Origin of the sequence: Photorhabdus sp. RW14-46 (assembly GCF_963887965.1) — a bacterium.
Taxonomy (GTDB): domain Bacteria; phylum Pseudomonadota; class Gammaproteobacteria; order Enterobacterales; family Enterobacteriaceae; genus Photorhabdus; species Photorhabdus laumondii.
On sequence record NZ_CAWPHH010000004.1, the window covers coordinates 59,721 to 77,771 of the forward strand.

Sequence of the window (18,051 nt, forward strand, 5' to 3'; positions counted from 1 at the left end):
AGATATGCTTCCATCAGAGCGTAGGGACTTTATTTATCGCTATGTACACGAATATCGGACAATTTCTATCAGTACACTGGTTAAACTGATGAATGTCTCACATATGACAGTACGGCGGGATATCCACACTCTGGAGGAAGAAGGAAAAGTCGTTAGTGTCAGTGGCGGTGTGCAACTTAGTGATGTTTTACGTCAGGAATTGCCTTGGAATGAAAAAGCCCAGCTTAATCATCGCCATAAGCGGGAAATTGGTCAATATGCAGTCTCTATGGTTGAAGATGGACAAGTGGTCTATCTTGATGCTGGCACCACCACGTTTGAAATTGCCAGAGTCTTGGCTGAGCGTTTTAACCTCACTATCATCACGAACGATTTTTCCATTACCCAATATCTGATGAACAAACCCCAATTAAATCTGTTCCATACCGGGGGGCAGGTAGATAAGAGAAATCATTCCTGTGTTGGCCCTATCGCCGCCATGCTGCTTCGCAATCTAAATGTGGATATTGCCTTTATTAGCACCAGTTCATGGGATCTAGAGCATGGTGTCTCCACGCCACATGAAGAAAAAGTATTAGTCAAACAGGCAGTATTGGAAATCGCCCGCCGTCGTGTTTTGGTATCTGATAGCAGTAAATATGGCAAATACGGCATGTTTCGGGTCTGCCCGCTTGCAAGTTTGGATGATATTGTCTGTGACAGCCAGCTTCCGCCGAAAGTGCAGCAACAATTACGAGAACACAATCTGGTATTACATACTGTCAGCGTATAAGGATAAAAACCCTATACCCTATGGATTTCAAGATGGATCGCGACGGCAAGGGAGTGAATCCCCGGGAGCATAGATAACGATATGACCGGAGTGAGTGCAGCCAACAAAGAGGCAATTTGAAAGATGACGGGTATATATAACCAAAGCTATTAAACAAGGAGAGTCGCAATGAAAGTCATAATCACTGGTGGAGCAGGTTTTCTAGGCCAGCAACTCGCCAGCACCTTGCTAAACAACCATCAAACATTAAATTTCGATCAACTTATATTGACCGATATTCAATGCCCTGTCTCACCGGTTAATGATCCCCGCGTCCAGTGTCTGGCATTGGATTTAACTCAATCAAGGGCTGCGGAAAAGCTGATCGATGAAAACAGCACGGTATTATTCCATCTCGCCGCCATTGTCAGTAGTCACGCTGAAAGCGATTTTAATCTTGGCTTGCAAGTTAACTTTGATGTTACTCGCAACTTATTAAACGTTGCCCGGGCTAAAAATCCAAAATTGAAATTTATTTTCACCAGCTCCTTGGCCGTATTTGGTGGAGAATTACCCGCAACCATTACAGATCAATGTGCGGTTAATCCTCAATCATCCTATGGCGCACAGAAAGCCATGTGTGAATTGATGATTAACGATTACTCCCGCAAAGGATATGTCGATGGCCGAGTTCTTCGTCTACCGACAATCAGTATCCGCCCTGGGAAGCCAAACAAAGCAGCATCTTCTTTTGCCAGTGCTATCATCCGTGAACCTCTACACGGAGAAAGCAGCATCTGCCCAGTTTCTCGCGATCTGACTTTATGGCTCTCCAGCCCTGAAACCGTGATCCACAACTTTATACATGCGGTTCAAATTCCGGCGGAAAAATTTGGTCTTTCCCGCACAGTCAATTTACCGGGTATTAGTGTCACGGTTCAGGAGATGATTGATGCACTGGCAGAGGTTGCCGGGCAGAAAACGGTGGAACTCATCCGCTTCGAACCAGACGAAAACATTAACCGTATTGTTGCCAGTTGGCCGGGTCATTTCGATATCAGCCGTGGCTTATCACTGGGTTTTCATGCTGATAATACTTTCAGTGATACAATCCGTGCCTTTATTACCAATAACCTGTCCCAAACTGGAGGCTAATTATGGAACACTACATTCCGGTCGTTGGTCTGGGTGTAGCCGTATTTACGTTGATCTTTCTGGTGCTACGTACCCGTGTTCATGCTTTATTAGCCATGCTCATCGCAGCAGCGATCGCCGGGCTCTCTGGTGGCTTAACCGCAGCAAATACCATTGATGTTATGACTAAAGGTTTTGGCTCCACACTGGGCAGTATCGGAATTGTTATCGGTCTGGGGGTCATGATGGGACGGGTGCTGGAAGTTTCCGGCGCCGCGGAACAGATAGCCTACAGCTTTATCAAATGGTTAGGTAAAAAACGCGAAGAGTGGGCATTAGCGATCACCGGTTATATCGTCAGTATCCCAATTTTCGTCGACTCTGCCTTTGTTATCCTCTACCCACTGGCAAAAGCACTCGCAAAAAAGGGAAAACGTCATCTTCTAACGCTTGGCGTGGCATTGGCCGGCGGATTGGTTGTTACCCACCACACTGTTCCGCCAACACCGGGGCCACTGGGGGTTGCTGGTATTTTCGGTGTCGACATTGGTGCCATGATGTTAACCGGTATGGTTCTGGCGGTGCCTTGCGTTATTGGCATTGTATTTTATGCCAAATGGTTAGCAGTAAAATATCCTGAATTTCAACCCATTGATGAAGCAGAAGAAGCGCAAGATCTACAAACAATCCACCAACGCTACATGGAAGAGAAAGCGAACAAACCGCTACCGAGCCTATTTCTTTCCCTGCTGCCGATTATTGTCCCTATCGTTTTGATCTTCATTAAAGCCATTAATAGCCTATTATTAAACACTGAAACTTTGACTGGACAAGAAAACAACTTCTATTTTCAGACATTTGATTTCCTTGGTGCACCCGTTATTGCTTTAGCCATCAGTGTATTATTGGCGGTTTATACCTTGATGCCAAAAGCCAATAAACATGAAGTCATTGACCGTCTGGAAGAAGGTTTACAGGCTGCCGGTATTATTTTATTGGTGACAGGCGCAGGCGGTGCGTTAGGAGCAGTATTGCGCGAAAGTGGTACCGGCACCATTCTGGCGCAATATATAGCCACTCTCCCACTAACACCGGTGCTGATTCCATTTATCATCGCAACACTGGTTCGCTTAATTCAAGGTTCCGGCACGGTGGCAATGATTACTGCTGCTTCTATTTCTGCGCCAATTATTAGTCAAATTCCGGGGATCAACATGCTGGTTGCCGCACAAGCAGCAACGATGGGCTCATTATTCTTTGGTTATTTTAATGACAGCCTATTCTGGGTCGTTAACCGCATGATGGGAATCAAAGATGCCAAACAACAGATGTTCGTTTGGTCAATACCCACCACTATTGCATGGGCGATTGGCTTGTGTGGTGTCATCATCTTGGATCTGGTGTTATAGACGCCTACTCACCAATAAAGCGATATTAATTCGGCCTCTCTTGTATGGGGGGCCTGAATCAGATTATTGATAATCCTACGACGCTTACAGAGTTTTATTTCTTAATCATAGAAAGCCACAACTGCAATATAGGGCCTAGGTATATACGCAACACTATCATTGTCCTTAAAAACCGCTGTTTCCGATAAGCTGCCGTAAGGTAGCCACACCAGCATTTTCTTGGATCGGGTTATTCTCAATCAATTCTTTTATTTCTTTATTCAAATCTAATCCAGGATAGGCAACATCAAACACCTCAGTTGCTGAATGGTATCCACCACCAACTAAAAATGCAAAGGTTGCTATTGCTAATTTCTTCCTTTCCACCATAGTCATATCAGGGAATAAAATATCAGCCGCAACTAAAACACAAGATGTACTACCAGATACGGATCCTATTAATGGAGAATCACAATCAAAGGTTCTGTTAACAAACACTGACTCTACAACCCTTTTATCCTCAGCATCCAATTCATGTGTAAATGTTCTAAATAATGGTCTACGTTTTGTAAGTTCAGGAATGGTTAAAAATGATTTTTGCTCTTCCGTAAGACTATCAAAGGTTGGAGTATCTAAAATACCTATATCTGAACGATGTTGGCTGCTCTTAATATTGCTCCTTCCTCTAACTTTAAAAAGATTAGTTGGTCTGTTTTTCTCTATTATATCATTTACTTCTCTCCCTTTTCCATCAAAGATAAAATCATAATTTCCAATATCTTTTGAGGAAAAATCAATAATAAAAGCTCCCAAAGACTTTATTAATAGCATTTTTTTAACAAATAATTGAGGAGTATCCGATTTTACTTGCAATACATTTAAGATTTCATTTTTACCTAGAGTAAATCGGCCAAATTGGCCCTCTGGACTCGTATCTTTTTCAATAAAATCGTACAGTTTTTTTTGGAAATTATTTTTTTCATCGATCTTAGATATTATATTGAATAATTTTTTTGATAATTTATCTATTACACCTGAAAAAAAAGATGGATTTTGTAAAACAAATGATGCAGCGAAAGACTCAAACAATGACTTATTTTTATTATTAAAATTAGTATCATGTTTAATATCCGAATGGTATTCAAATGTATGCATTCTCTTCTTTTTTTCACCAAAATAATCAACAGTGGTCAATATATCATTTCTGTTTTTTATTCTGGCACGATTCATGTCTTCATAGTGGTTAATGCTGTCATCCCATTGACTATAATTACTTCTTTCAAATTTCTTCTTTGTTGTTGGTTCACTATTCTTTTTTTTCGAGTCATACATATAATCACCTCTACCTTTTCAAAGATAAAATTCTTATAACCACGAGGGTTCGAACTCATAGCAACCATATCGTTTACAATAATATTTACTGGCAATCCTCAGATGCTTCCATAAATCACCTCATTTTATTTTATCTTTACAAATCTATCTATAAATAGTTTCATGACACAAAGACACTCCTTGCCTAAGGAGTATTAAATCTTCTACGATAAAGTGACTCACAGAATCCTTAGGCATAAATATACCCGTCATCTTTCAAGTTGCCTCTTTGTTGGCTGCACTCACCCCGCTCACATCGTTATCTATGCTCCCGGGGATTCGTTCCATTGCCGTCACGATCTATCTTGAAATCCATTGGGTATATCCAAGACTTTGATTTACCTAATATTATTCTGACAATCCTAATATAATATTTAGATAACACAATTCATTTTGGTTTACTCAATTTTTTATCATAATTAGAAAGTTTAGATTTTAATGTTTCAATATTTTCATAAAAGTTATTAACATCGTATTCGGTTAAATAAATATCCACCCCTCTATCTCTCTTTATTCTATCCAACTCAACATTAGATACATCTTTATGTATATCAAGCGTCTCTGAAATCAACGCTCTCTTTTCATCATCAGATAATAGATTAAACTCACGGCTTAACAACTTTTTTAATTTATTAAGACTAACGGCATCTTTTCCTCTGGAATTTAACCAATCTGCTATTTTCAGCGGAGGTAATGCCCCTTGTCCTAAATCTGATTGATAGATATATCCCACTGTTTCCTGATCATTGGATGGAATATCAATTAAAAACATATGCCCAAGTCGACGATCATTAACCAATGCAACATAATTTTTTGCACTACTAAGCTGATCAACGCTTTCAGCAAATTCATTACCATCTATTTTCCCTGTCTGGGCCATTTCTACTGGATCAACTGCATGTTCTCCCTCAGTCATTAATTTAAATATATTTTGGGCAGATAAACCGCAAACTGGCTCAGTAGGATCATAAGGATTTACCCCAACCATTTCTTGGTACATTTCAAGACCACCTAATTCAGAAACACTTTCATCAATCTTTTCAAATATATTCGCCAAATCCCGATTAATGATTTTATCCTGCCAATTATCATTCCACAGTAATTTATTCCCTTTCGGATCATTATGTAGTGCGATAATATCATCTATCAATTTTATGGTATTTATACTATTTTTTTTAAATTTTGAGGTATCCTTTGATCTCGATAAGCCAGAAGAAAGACCTATTTCCAGATGATTATCAGTTTCTATATTTTTACAGGGTATATCTTTTACGGCACGAACTTCAGATTCTTTTGCAAGATTGCTGATTGGCATAATATCATCACCCAAGAGTTATAAGTAAGTAATATATAGATTAAAACACTACTAATAACAAGATGTTTTTATATAAAGCAATCAATAAAAATATTGTTATCTTCTATTACTTGCCATCTTATTATGGGTAATTAATTAAGTAATTACTTTTCAATGCTAATTAATTTATTAAAATCTACTTTATCAACAATAATACCTATGCCATTTATCTTAACAACTGCTTTACGACTGTTTACCCATGTTGAAAGAATCTCTTTTATTTTAGAGTAATAGGTTGAAAAAGTAATACCTGAAGCCTCAAGAATAATTTTTTCATTTTCATTATTGCCTGTGGCTGGTACAAGCGGTTCAATTGTTAGATTCACTTTAGTCAGTGCCAAACGTATATCTTCCGTACCACCTAAATCAACACATAATTTTTCTAATAATTCCTGACATATTTGTGAGCTAGTCAGATACAGTTTTTGATCCACAGAATGGGAAATATCCATAACTGGCTCTACTATATTTGTAATATCTTGAAGTTTCACCGGTGCGGTAATGGAATATAATAAAGAAAGTCGAGGTCGATTGCCAAGAGCCTGCCAAAAATTACCTAAACTATTTAAATTTTCCTGTGGTGGAATAACTTTGGTGTAGGCACCAGGAATTTTGGGTAATTGACGATGATTAATCAACGCGTTCAAAATAGAGGTCATTATTTTTGCCGCCTGATTATCAGGCTGACTATCCGGGCTACTACCATCAACTGAGGGTTTATTCGAATGCCAGTAAGTAATTAAATAATTATAATTAATATTGACCCATCCCGGTAACAATAAATTAGTCACAGGATTATAACGCTTTGGTTCAGCAGAGCGTAATTGCAAATCTTCATGTACATCATAAAGAAATACACTTATTGTCGGTTTAGATGGAATTGAATCTATATCTGGCAAATCAAAACGAATATCAATATTATTTAAATATCGAGATAGAATATCTTTTAATGCATTATTAACTTCGACAATAGCATTGTTAGGTTCAATGATATCTTTCATATCGACTCCAAATTTAATAAATATTTAAAAAATCAGTCTGCCACTCTTATTTAATTCGAGAATAACTGCCCGCTCTATATGTTGATGCTCAATTTTTTCACTATTATTGTCTGTGGCTAATATTGATGCCAATAAGGCAATATTTCTGATATTAGCCCCAGTCAAATCAGCTCGTTTAGCCAAATGTGCAAAATCAATTTCGCCGGATAATTTCAGTTGTTCAGGCCAAATAGTTTGCCACATTTTTTTACGTAATACTTCGTCAGGATAAGTAAAATGGGTAATAAAAGTAAAACGACGATTAAAAGCGCTATCCAAATGGCTACGGTTATTAGTCGCTAAAATCACCAATCCCGGATAATCCTCCAGCCGTTGTAACAGATAAGAAACTTCAATATTGGCATGTCTATCTTGAGCATCTTTGGTTTCACTGCGTTTGCCAAACAGTGCATCGGCTTCATCAAAAAACAGTACCCCGGAATCCGATTCAGCTAAATCGAAAATACGGGCGATATTTTTTTCCGTTTCACCAATATATTTATTCACCACGGTAGAAAGATCAACTTTAATCAAATCAACACCAAGATGCCCGGCAATCACTTCTGCGGCCATCGTTTTACCCGTTCCCGATTCACCGTGAAACAGTGCACTAATACCCGTGCCATAACCTACTTTTTCCTGAAAGCCAGCACCCAAAATCTGGTCACGGTAATTAATCGTTGCAATAATCTCTTTCAATTGTTGAGCTAATTCATCAGAAACCACTAAATCATTAAAATTACGTTTTGGCGTTATTCGTCGAGCCAGTTTACCTAAATTCTGTTGAGCGCGGAAACTTAATGCTTTACGTAAATCTATCTCTTCTAATTGATCATCTGGTTGTCGTAATATTTGATATTGATAAGCTTCTTTAAGAATTAACGGTAAAGTTTCCGCGGTAAATGAGAAACGCTGACACAATTGTGCAAGATTAACTTTCTGAGCGGCATTATCCGGTAAACATTCTTTCAACATAGATTCTTTATCCACCCGTGTAGCTACCGGCATCTCAATTTGCACCATTGATAAATGTTTAATCCAGACTAATGCGTCTCCCGGCTCTACTAAACAAACCACCGGTAATTTGGGTTGATGCAGCAAAATGGATAATAGGTTATTCAATGTTTTCTTTTCATCTGCAAGTAAAGAAAAATGACGAATTAATAAACAAGCATTATGTAACCGTGCTTCTCTCACTGCATCTGCCAGCAAACTAGCTATTACAGTTAAATTCTCTTCCTCTGGCAATCGAGCTAAATCCAAAATTAGAGTACTGATGCTATGAAACGCCATAATATTGCTGACCGCTAATTCTCTGGCGCTGCCCTGTTTTCCTCTCAGTATCACCAACGGGCGAATTTCATCAGTTTCATTCAATAATATCTTTTCAAGTGAATGATAAAGAGTTGATGGATACCAAACGTTCGAAGTAGGAGAATGCCAATAAGCACAATTTATTAGGGGCGGAAAAATTACCTGTTGTCCTGATAAAAAATGCCAAACGGCGCTGTGGGTTAAAAATTGCGTTTGTAACCAGATAGCTTCTTCGTGGTTATTGAGCCGTAATAGTTGGTTCCTTATTAATGGTGAGGATGGTAAAAAGCAGTTTTGCAATAATTGCCAATCACTGTGGCGTTGACTAAATAATTCAATTGCTAAAGCAAAGCCAGGCCACTGTTTTTTACTATTACCGTGCAGAGCAGCAAATAATGCATGATAACGGCTGTCAAAATGTGGCAATAAACCGAGTAATAAGACATCACGCTCAAACTCCGTGAGTTCAAAACGTTCAACCAATAAAGACAGCGCATCAGAAGCAAAATGTTCTTCGGTTTTCGGATGATCAACAATATTACCCTCCTCAAATAGCCAATGAGGAAAGCCTTGCGGTTGTATCAAATATTCCTCTACCTTATTCTCAGTAAGTAAAAAACTCTCCGGTAATGAATCGTACCTTTCCCTCTTTTGATAATAATAGCGCTGTAATAGCAGATCGATACGCTCCAGATGGGGATAAATCCAATGTAATTCCGTCACCACGTAGTGGCTATTTTTAAGTAAAGAGTTCATATAGACCTTTTAAATATTTTGCCAGTCAACCTGTAAAGGACAATTTAACCAAGGGAGTTTGACGATATTTAACGGCCACGGCCAGTCAGCTAATAACAGATCAAATGGCTGATGTTGTAGCGTAATTTTGATTTCCTGTTTATCTATCAGTAATTCACCCGGTCGTTGTAAAAACAGTTGGCGAACATCATTACGGCTCAGTTTTTTCCAGCCCGGAAGTTGAGCGATAATCACATCCAACCATTGTGCTATTATTAACTGTTTTTCTGGTTCAACAAGAATTGATTGCGTCTCTTCATCAATCATTAGCCCACATAAAACTTTATTTAGGGTTTTTCTCTCTACCAGACCCTCTTCATCTCCCCAAATAAGATAATCAAGGAAATCAACCGCCCTAAATTGAGCTTGCTGATGAATAAACTTCTTCTCCTCAAGTAGATCTAGTTGATTAAATAAAGCGGGTAACATCGGCCATAGAATTAATATTCCAGCATTACTTATCTGATATTGATTACAATTATTATCTTTGACGTGAAAATTATTTGATATTGATAATATTGTCTGATCTTGAGGGATTAATGCTTGATTGGCATTATTTGACATAAAACGTTGCGACAGTTTGTTATACTCCTCAGCAGAGAGATGTTTTTTACAGAGTTGTGAAACAGAGCCTAATTGCCATAGTGGGGCTAACCAAGTTGTCCCTGTTTGGTTATATAACGCTGGATGTTGCAATAACTGGATGATATTTTTTACTTTTATTTCTCCTTTTTGAATCGCTGTAGTGATCAATGAAAGAGTTATTGATGAAAGTTGATGCTGACTTAATGGTGGTAAATTTTCCCGATGTTTTGTAGATAATTTCAGTAATAGCTCAGTAATCATTGAATTAACTGGATCTGTTTGCTGTAAAGATTGTTCTCTAAAAGTCTGAGTTTCACAGCCAAAACGATTGGCTAAACTTTTATATTCCTGAACAGAGAGGTGTTTTTTACACAGTTTTGGAATCCATTCTATTTGCCAAATTGGCTTCAACCATGCATTTAATGAGGTACTTTCAGCGATTATATTTTGGCGAAATAAGGTAATAATAGGCACAATATCAAGCATACTGCTATCAAATTCAGCCATGATATATGATATCACTTTTATATCTGGTTTAGGTATTTCCTGCATATTATGCCGCTGTATATATCCCAATGCATTCAAGACCAATTGCCAAGAGGTAACTACCTTTCCTTGATGCTGAGATCTATCTATATTCTCCGATAATTTGTGATTAATTTCGCTTAATAAAGTTGGCTGGCTGATAGCTAAAAGCCGTTGTAAACCGTGCTCAGATAAGCAGCTTTTTGCTAATAATAATGTTAAATTTTTCTCTATTCTCATTAATTGATTAATTAAAGACTCAGCATTAACATTAATATTCCTATTACTCTCCATTGCTTTTTCATGATTTAATTTAATATCTTTTTGATATAAATACTGGATAAATTCCTCGATATTAGATAAATAATCACTCTGTAATAAAGAAAACTTACCGGCACTTTTGGATATTATTGAATTTTCTGTAATGGTTTTTTCCTTATTATTTTTACAATATTGATCTAATGATTTATTTAATTCAGAATTAAGACGAATAGGGAATAATGAATTAAAATCAGGTGAGTTAATTTCACCAAGATTCAGCGTTAATTTATCCAAATAGATATCCTGACTAACAACATGTTTATTAAAATATAAATTAAATAATTTACGTACACCGATTTGATTGAGCAGAGAACCATGTAATAATTTTTTAGCTCCTTGTTGATTATTAGCTTCAATAGTAATAGTAATTCGATTTAACAAATTTTTCTCCGAAATCATAAATAGTACTCTCTTTGAGATTAATTGATAATTTAAACTCTCAATTTCTTCATAGATATTAAAGTTTAATAATGAAAGCCAATATATAATACGGCACAGTAACATTATTGCTATGATTATGCCCACCGCTGGTCAGATTTATAGGGTGAGAGTGTGGATTTCCCTTACCGCTTGGAAATGTGTATGCCCTATAATTAGGTGGCTCAGGACCTCGTCTACCACCGTCAACCCAGTCACGATCAGTATTATCTTCTGTATAGCCATTATGGCACTTACCTTGCCTGTTTAGAGTTTCACCTTGCTCATGTTGGTGAGGACCATTTTCATCAGCAGTTAATCCATGTCCGTCAGTACTTCCTGATATACGAACGGTCTGGCTTTCTGATATGAACGTGAATTTTTTATTGTCTTTAGCGCCCGAAAATGAATCTGAAGACTTACCACCAATATTCTGTGTTGTACCTCCCATGATAAATCTATCAATAAGATTGGGCCTATTATCTTTACCATCACACAATGCCCATCCCTCAGGAACACTGCTACCAGAAAACATCACAATCATTCCTCTAGGAAGGACTTTGTTAGGATCAATGCTGACACCTTTATCATCGACCTTAATACCATTACCCGCTTTAACTTTTACACCATTTTTACTCAGGCTCAAACCACTTACACCACTCCAAGCATTGTTTGTATTTCCTCCCTCTAATTTCAAATAAAGACCGGTATTATCAGTTACCACAATACCACCCCCATCCCAACATTTAACAGCTATACCATCTGGCTCGACAGAAATACTGCCATTATTCTTGGCCTTAACTTCTACTCCATTTCCACTAACAGAAATACCATTACCCGCTTTAACTGAAACACCACTACCATCAACAGTAATACCATTAGCGGCCTTGACAGCTATATTATCTGTATTTACAACAATACCATTACCTTGACCAACAGATATTCCATTGTCTTGATTAATCAAACCACTACCAAGGTCTACAGATAAAATATCATTTTTTAACATTAATGGAGAAAAGCCTTTATCGGCAAGATCGGGGATAGTACCTATCTTTAAATTAAGCGTACCATTATCATCCAACTTCAATCCTGTTCCTGGTCCATTTTGTTGCGGTGCTTTCCCTACTGCTTTACGGCCAATATCAGCCATATTAATCAAGCGTTCATAATCAGTTTGCAATGGAATACTACCTGCTTTAAAGCGTTTTTTTAAATCATCCGCCGAAGGAGATTCTGTTTTATTATTGGTATTTTCTGGATTAATCTCTGAATTAGATAGATTATTTTTCTTTTCCATTTTTATCACCTTATATATATTAGTCTATGCTATTGCTAATATCCTAAAATTACGACTGTATAATGACATAATCATTAAAGACAATGAATTTAATAGTGCAATAAGTATCTCCTATTGCAATACAATATTAATCCCCTTTATTACGATTAATATCTTCCTGAATTTTCGGTATATACAGCAACTGGTTACTCTCAATAAATCCAGAATGCCATTCTGTTTCAGATTCACCAATAACCTCAGTTCTTTGTTCTTCAGTAGCAATTCTCATATTCCCTGTTCCCGTTAATGGGGAAGGTATACGACCTAACGTTAACATTTCCAAAATATGGTATGCTTCATCCCCTAAAGCAGAACCGTTATTTTGCCAATGTTTATAGGTGCTGGCAAAATTCCTGAAATGCTCTAAGGGTAACCAATGGATAATCATGGAAACATGTGCCGGAAATTCAGTTAAAATCTCAGTTTTTACCCATGATTCCAATTTATGAGGATCAACTTTGCTATTTTCAATTAACTGACGATTAATGACTACGCTGACGACAAATGAGAAACGATCAGTATGCGCGTATTCTGCCCCAGAGAAATACCAGCGATAACGCCATGCATTTTCCTTTTGTGGAAAAGCAGCCTCATTGTCTTTATCTCGTTTAATTAATATTTTACCCTCAATACGATCGAATTTCTTTACCACAGCTTTAAGCATATAGTCAGATGGAGAATTCATGCTAGCTACTATTTTTTTGGTTGGTTCATAAGGGGTAATTTTATATTTTAGCGTGATTTCATCACCTTCTTTAATCATGGCTGGAAAAGGGCTTTGGGGACTGGAAGTGATCCAGCATTCATCTTTGACATCGATTTGATCTGTCTCATCGGCATAAACCAATTGATAATCCATATCTTCCAACCACACCGGGCTATTTTGCCAGCATAGTTTTTTATCGATAAACGCTTGTTGTACTCTGTCCAAATTGTATTCCAGAGCAACACTGTTACGGGTATCAAGATAAAATGATTTTTCTGTAATTTCCGTGATCACTTGGCCCCGTAATGTGAATCCGCCCTCACCTTTAACAATTAAGTCAATTATCTGACCATGCAATAACTGCCCTGCCGTACTTTGCTGAGTAATAATTAAGTGATGGCTTTTAGAATCAGGATGATCTTTAATTTCCAGATTATCAGGTGTTTGTTCACTATTGAATACCGGATCAGGTTTCACGGGTAACAATTGACGATGCTCAATTAAATAGAAAGGTAGATCAGCCAAATCAGGCGGTTCATTAAAACATTTTCTTCCCAAGCCTAACCGAGCGGCAATTCGTTTTTGCAACGCCGATACTTTATCAATACAAATATTATTACGATGATAGGCCAGCTCTGGTTGTTGAGCCAAATAACCGCGCTGAGTGGATAGAAAATCCTGTGGATTGAGAATAAGTGGTCTGGCCGCTCGATGAGCACCAAAATAACTTAACAGATATTCAAGGATAGCTAGCTCTTTTGCATAGTTTCGCTCATGGATGCCACCATCGTTCTCAATTTGCCCATCATCATTCAGTTTCTTAATTAAGTCAGGCATTATCGCCTGATGAACGTTCTGACTAACGGAATTAACTTTAAAAGGCCATTGTGCACCGTATACCGTATTTCCCCGTTGTGTAAACGCCAATAGTTTTGGCAATAAGGCAAGTTCTGCACAGCCATTAGCTAGCAGTTGTTCAAAAGGCAACATAAATTGGTGTAACTGTAGTTGTTGTAAGCTATGTTTATTAGTCTGCAATCCATAGCAAGCGGGTAATTTATTGCTTACCGGGTAATAATCCCGCACTTTACGATGCTTACCCCAGTTCAATAATTCCGGTTGTGTATTAATCAACGGTTCTGTAATAAGCTTTTTCTTGATCTCTTCGCTAGAAACCGTAACTTTCACGCCACCTTTGGCAATAATATTCAATGGACTGTTTGGTGAGGTAATCAATTTTAAGGGATCACTGCCCCATAATCTGGGATAATATCCTTTTGCAATTTCCCAAGACCAATTATCTTGCGGTAGCAGAGAAATAATTTCCTTATTATCTTTATCTAATTCCAGCCGAGTAATACCTTGAACTCCCTTGATAGCCAATAATTGGTTAACCAAATGGCTTAAACTTAACACTATGGCACCGTTGTAATCTTTGGTCGGCGGTAATTCAGGTATCCAACCGTGATGCAAATAAGGCCCATCAAAAATTTCTTCATTACTGTAACCCATCTCTTTCATTGCTTGAGTGGTATAACGTAGCGGCTTTTCCTGCACCGTTTGTTCCGCTGTCATATAAATTTGGGCAAATACATCAGCGATATCTTTGACGTCATTATCAAGCTGAATATCAATCTTCAATGGCAAATCAACAGGTTTTAACCAGATAACCCGACTCACCCATTCCCCCAGATTACGGTTATCTTTCAGGAAAGCGTTAAGTTTCTCCTGAGCCAGCTTATTATCGGCCTGAGTTTCCCGGCTAGGCAGCAAATAAAGCCAATAATTTCCTCTTAATGTTAATTGTTCACTCTCGGAAGCCGGGTTTTGAATAAAACTGTATTCGCGTTCCTTCTTGCTATACCAGTATGTGTAGCGTTGATCTTGAGGTTCGCATATCAGCTGTGCATCATTAAATAAAAAGTAACCCTCAACCGTGTCGTCACTATGCAAATCTAGCAATGCCCGACGATAATCCGCCAGCGTAATTGGACCACAGGTCAGCATCTGTTGCGGGCCAAATTCCTGCGGGAAAATACCCTCTCTGCCGTTCTGTTCCTCTGGTTTGGGCGTAAGCAGATCTTTCAGTGGTAATGAGTGACGATAAGCTAAATCAGACGCACCATAACAACAGGCTTCCAATAAAGTGATACCGGGATCATTTTCACTCATATCACTCCAATATTGACCGGAATATTGCTCAATCACAGCCTTAGCCTGAGCAAGTAAGGTATCAAAGGCAATATCGTCTTTAACGATGGGAAACAGAGCATCCTGATTATTCATTGTTAACTCCTTGGTTTAAAGAACGCTTATCTGTCCAAACTAAAATCAACACTTCGTCATCGTTGGCTTCGATACTTGCACCCACGTCACCCGTAGTTCGGTTAGCTATGGTTATGCTTAAATCGGTGACACGTTCTACCAGAGGGGATTGTTGGATGGTGGCTAATAACTGGTAATAGTCAATGCAGTTACCGGTCGTCACGCCGATAGCAGGATTCTCCGCCCACGGCATATATATCCGGTTTAATTGCTGTTGTAGCTGATGGTGGCCATAGTCAGAATTAACGCCAGAGATGAAGGTCACTTGATAGTCCACATTAACATCAACATAAGTAGGATTGTTGATTTCAATGGTTGCCCAAGGGCTACTTAATTGACTTAACCATTCGACCATCTCAGCCAATCGCGCCGGGTTCAATTTTGGGCGTAACGCATCATCATTATCCTTGTAACGGCTGTCCGGGATAACTATCAGTTGTTGCTCTTCCGGTGCCGGAATGGTAGTCAATTTACTGCCTGAATGGTGTCTGACATCAAGTAGGCTGACAAAATGATCCTTTAGTAAGGTGACCATATTTCCCCAACTCAACACTCGGTTACGATGGGACAACCGGACAGGGATTCGTGTTAAGAAGGCTTGCTCACTCTCTTGCGGGCGACCATTCCAAGAAGCCCAAGGTTGCGTAACACTGCTGATTGCCGGAATAGTGGTTACCGGCTGTTTTATGCTGTCGGCGGTCAATCCATTAATAAAATGCTCTTGCTCAACAGTTTCTGCGTTAGCTAAGGTGGCGGTGGTGGCGTTATATAGCAGACCTTTAATAAGTGGGTAATCTTGGGGATCTGTCTTTCCAACTATCTCAGCTTTCAACCAGTACCGCCCCGTCGGCATCAAAGCGGCTTTATTTGAAGCCTCCTTTGGCAATAAGGTGCGCCAGATACCTCGCTCAAACAGGTTACCGGTTTGATCATCAACTAATTTATCCAATTTACGCCAGGTATTGTGCTTGTTGAGATAAAACCAAGATAAAGTGAGCTTCTTAATACCTTCTAATTGCCAATAAAGAGATAAAGTTTGCCCCGGCTGTACACCCGTGAAGCCTAAATAGAATGCTTCATGAGTTAATGCAGGCATTTCTGCTGTTGCCTCGCCCCGGCCAAAAGGCGTCAGAGGGTAAACAGCAAATTGCTCAGGTTTAGCTTTAGCGCTGAATTGAATCTGCAATGCACTGATTTGTGGGGTATAAGGTAAATTCTTACCGGTAGGATCTTGCCAATATTGGGTATGCATAAAATCCTGTCCGGCCAGTTCTATACGCACAGACGCAGGCCATTCATTGGGCGATGAGCTATCTGCAACAAGGTGATTCATTGCCGGTAAGGTGAATTTTAAGCTTTGGACCTGTGGTTCCTTATCTCCACCAAATAACGATTGGGTAGCACTGAGTGTCTTTCTTTCTTGAGGAGTGATTAAATAGCCCTGTACTTTGAATGCGTCATTTGCAGTAATCCTATAAACAGGGTTAAGTTCTTTACCCTTCTTAACCTCCTTATACCACTCTTTAAAACCTTCTTTGGGCAAGCCAACCCATTGGGGAGTAATCGTGAGCGTTGCGTTTTCAGTGCCATACCATTCAGGGGCAATCAGATTAAAACCGGAGCCTAGCAACGGTGATTGACCAAAGGGAAAACTGGATGCATCCGTTCGTTCAATACCACCATCAGAGGCATAGTACACACTTTGGTTACCATTAATGCTGACTTCTATGTCTATAATTTTGGGCAAAATCGGTCCCTGTTTGGTACCCAGTTTTAATACCGGTACATCAAACGTCATATTATCCAAGGCATCAGGAGGAGTTATCGACGCATCACTGGCAGACAATCCAAGTTCAAGCGTTGTTTTGTTGACAAGTTTTACCGCCAAGGAAAGCCAGCGATTTTCTGTGCTGATATTAGCCGTGATATGCTCAGATTCACCATCCCACTTGCTGGCTAATGTGACTTTAATCGTGCGCTCTCCTGCTAACATCGCAAATAAAGGCGAAGTAATTAAGTAACCGGACAGAACTGAAACATCATTAGGTGTTGGGCTAAAAAGCCGAATACCGTTCTCAGGTAATTTAATGCTATCTGCAAGATTCAGTGACATTGCCGATTTCCAACCATCGCCCTCTTTTCGATACCAATATAGGTCAGTCAATTCTCCTTGATTCACCAATACATTCGACTCGGACACATACTGTAATGGATTGCCAGCGCTATCATGTCCGGCATCAAAGTAAGTTCCTTGAGGGACAAGATATTCTGCGTTACCTCCATTCAAGGTAATACCTATCGCCACCCGATCCGCTCGGGCACTTCTCGGCGTTAAACCCAATAATTCCCGATAATAAAGATCGCGATGACGCGCCGGAAAGGTATTGAATAATATTTTTGTCGTTTCTAAAAGTTTTAAAAAAGCCAATAAAAAAGCTTGATGAGCGGGTAAAAGACCATTGGCTTTATTCACATTTTGGTAAATATCCGCTAATTGCTGAGGATGATTTTCCTGAATAAAGTAGAAGCTATGCCAGAATTTTTCTTTCCCCTGTTCAAAAGGGATTTTTTCCGTATATTCCTGAATCCAGTTTAATATATCCCGCGTACTTCTTTCATCAAGTTTAAAAGTCGTATCCGATACCATAGCGGTAAGTTTATTTTCTAATTCGGTCTGTTCCATATTTAT

The 18,051-nt window shown here is 38.8% G+C and carries 11 protein-coding genes and 1 pseudogene; 3 read left to right on the forward strand and 9 right to left on the reverse strand.

What is annotated here, in order from left to right; translation table 11 throughout:
* Positions 1-4: 4 nt before the first annotated feature.
* The 3 genes from AACQ38_RS04985 (at position 5) to AACQ38_RS04995 (ending at position 3,294) form a co-directional block, all read left to right on the forward strand.
* Positions 5-772 carry a DeoR/GlpR family DNA-binding transcription regulator gene (locus AACQ38_RS04985; RefSeq protein ID WP_011146734.1) on the forward strand — a complete coding sequence of 256 codons (768 nt, stop codon included), beginning with the start codon at positions 5-7 and terminating at the stop codon, positions 770-772.
* 168 nt (positions 773-940) lie between these two features.
* Complete coding sequence (gene denD, locus AACQ38_RS04990) at positions 941-1,906, forward strand: D-erythronate dehydrogenase (protein WP_165577571.1); 966 nt, start codon at positions 941-943, stop codon at positions 1,904-1,906.
* 2 nt (positions 1,907-1,908) lie between these two features.
* Positions 1,909-3,294 (forward strand): GntP family permease, encoded by a 1,386-nt coding sequence (locus tag AACQ38_RS04995; protein WP_058588648.1) that lies wholly within the window; start codon positions 1,909-1,911, stop codon positions 3,292-3,294.
* Between the two features lie 165 nt (positions 3,295-3,459).
* Here AACQ38_RS04995 and AACQ38_RS05000 read toward each other — a convergent pair whose 3' ends face one another.
* The 9 genes and pseudogenes from AACQ38_RS05000 to AACQ38_RS05040 all read right to left on the reverse strand — a co-directional run bounded on the left by AACQ38_RS05000 (position 3,460) and on the right by AACQ38_RS05040 (position 18,045).
* The gene (locus tag AACQ38_RS05000; protein ID WP_165577573.1) at positions 3,460-4,605 is read right to left on the reverse strand and encodes a hypothetical protein; all 1,146 of its coding nucleotides are present in this window, start codon (positions 4,603-4,605) and stop codon (positions 3,460-3,462) included.
* 54 nt (positions 4,606-4,659) lie between these two features.
* Positions 4,660-4,785: pseudogene (locus tag AACQ38_RS05005) on the reverse strand (IS30 family transposase); the annotation flags it as partial.
* A 247-nt stretch (positions 4,786-5,032) separates the two neighbouring features.
* Complete coding sequence (locus tag AACQ38_RS05010) at positions 5,033-5,959, reverse strand: cycle-inhibiting factor (RefSeq protein WP_110826457.1); 927 nt, start codon at positions 5,957-5,959, stop codon at positions 5,033-5,035.
* A gap of 143 nt (positions 5,960-6,102) precedes the next feature.
* Positions 6,103-6,999 (reverse strand): DUF4255 domain-containing protein, encoded by an 897-nt coding sequence (locus AACQ38_RS05015; RefSeq protein WP_165577575.1) that lies wholly within the window; start codon positions 6,997-6,999, stop codon positions 6,103-6,105.
* Between the two features lie 24 nt (positions 7,000-7,023).
* Entirely contained in the window at positions 7,024-9,108 is a 2,085-nt protein-coding gene (locus tag AACQ38_RS05020) for an ATP-binding protein (RefSeq protein WP_165577577.1), read from the reverse strand.
* 9 nt (positions 9,109-9,117) lie between these two features.
* Positions 9,118-10,977, reverse strand: coding sequence for a contractile injection system tape measure protein (locus AACQ38_RS05025; RefSeq protein WP_165577655.1), 1,860 nt, complete (start codon positions 10,975-10,977; stop codon positions 9,118-9,120).
* Between the two features lie 58 nt (positions 10,978-11,035).
* Positions 11,036-12,292: a tail fiber protein gene (locus AACQ38_RS05030; RefSeq protein ID WP_165577579.1), complete on the reverse strand. Its 1,257-nt coding sequence runs from the start codon at positions 12,290-12,292 to the stop codon at positions 11,036-11,038.
* Positions 12,293-12,419: 127 nt separating this feature from the next.
* Complete coding sequence (locus AACQ38_RS05035; protein WP_165577581.1) at positions 12,420-15,323, reverse strand: hypothetical protein; 2,904 nt, start codon at positions 15,321-15,323, stop codon at positions 12,420-12,422.
* On the reverse strand, positions 15,316-18,045 hold the full coding sequence (locus AACQ38_RS05040) for a hypothetical protein (RefSeq protein WP_165577583.1): 2,730 nt from the start codon (positions 18,043-18,045) through the stop codon (positions 15,316-15,318). Before AACQ38_RS05040 ends, AACQ38_RS05035 begins: the two co-directional genes overlap by 8 nt.
* Between the last annotated feature and the right edge of the window lie 6 nt (positions 18,046-18,051).

Coding starts and splice junctions, on each gene's coding strand:
- AACQ38_RS04995 (WP_058588648.1), top strand. CDS start 1,909: ATGGAACACTACATTCCGGTCGTTGGTCTGGGTGTAGCCGTATTTACG.
- AACQ38_RS05040 (WP_165577583.1), bottom strand. CDS start 18,045: ATGGAACAGACCGAATTAGAAAATAAACTTACCGCTATGGTATCGGAT.
- AACQ38_RS04985 (WP_011146734.1), top strand. CDS start 5: ATGCTTCCATCAGAGCGTAGGGACTTTATTTATCGCTATGTACACGAA.
- AACQ38_RS05010 (WP_110826457.1), bottom strand. CDS start 5,959: ATGCCAATCAGCAATCTTGCAAAAGAATCTGAAGTTCGTGCCGTAAAA.
- AACQ38_RS05030 (WP_165577579.1), bottom strand. CDS start 12,292: ATGGAAAAGAAAAATAATCTATCTAATTCAGAGATTAATCCAGAAAAT.
- AACQ38_RS05020 (WP_165577577.1), bottom strand. CDS start 9,108: ATGAACTCTTTACTTAAAAATAGCCACTACGTGGTGACGGAATTACAT.
- AACQ38_RS05035 (WP_165577581.1), bottom strand. CDS start 15,323: ATGAATAATCAGGATGCTCTGTTTCCCATCGTTAAAGACGATATTGCC.
- denD (WP_165577571.1), top strand. CDS start 941: ATGAAAGTCATAATCACTGGTGGAGCAGGTTTTCTAGGCCAGCAACTC.
- AACQ38_RS05015 (WP_165577575.1), bottom strand. CDS start 6,999: ATGAAAGATATCATTGAACCTAACAATGCTATTGTCGAAGTTAATAAT.
- AACQ38_RS05025 (WP_165577655.1), bottom strand. CDS start 10,977: ATGATTTCGGAGAAAAATTTGTTAAATCGAATTACTATTACTATTGAA.
- AACQ38_RS05000 (WP_165577573.1), bottom strand. CDS start 4,605: ATGTATGACTCGAAAAAAAAGAATAGTGAACCAACAACAAAGAAGAAA.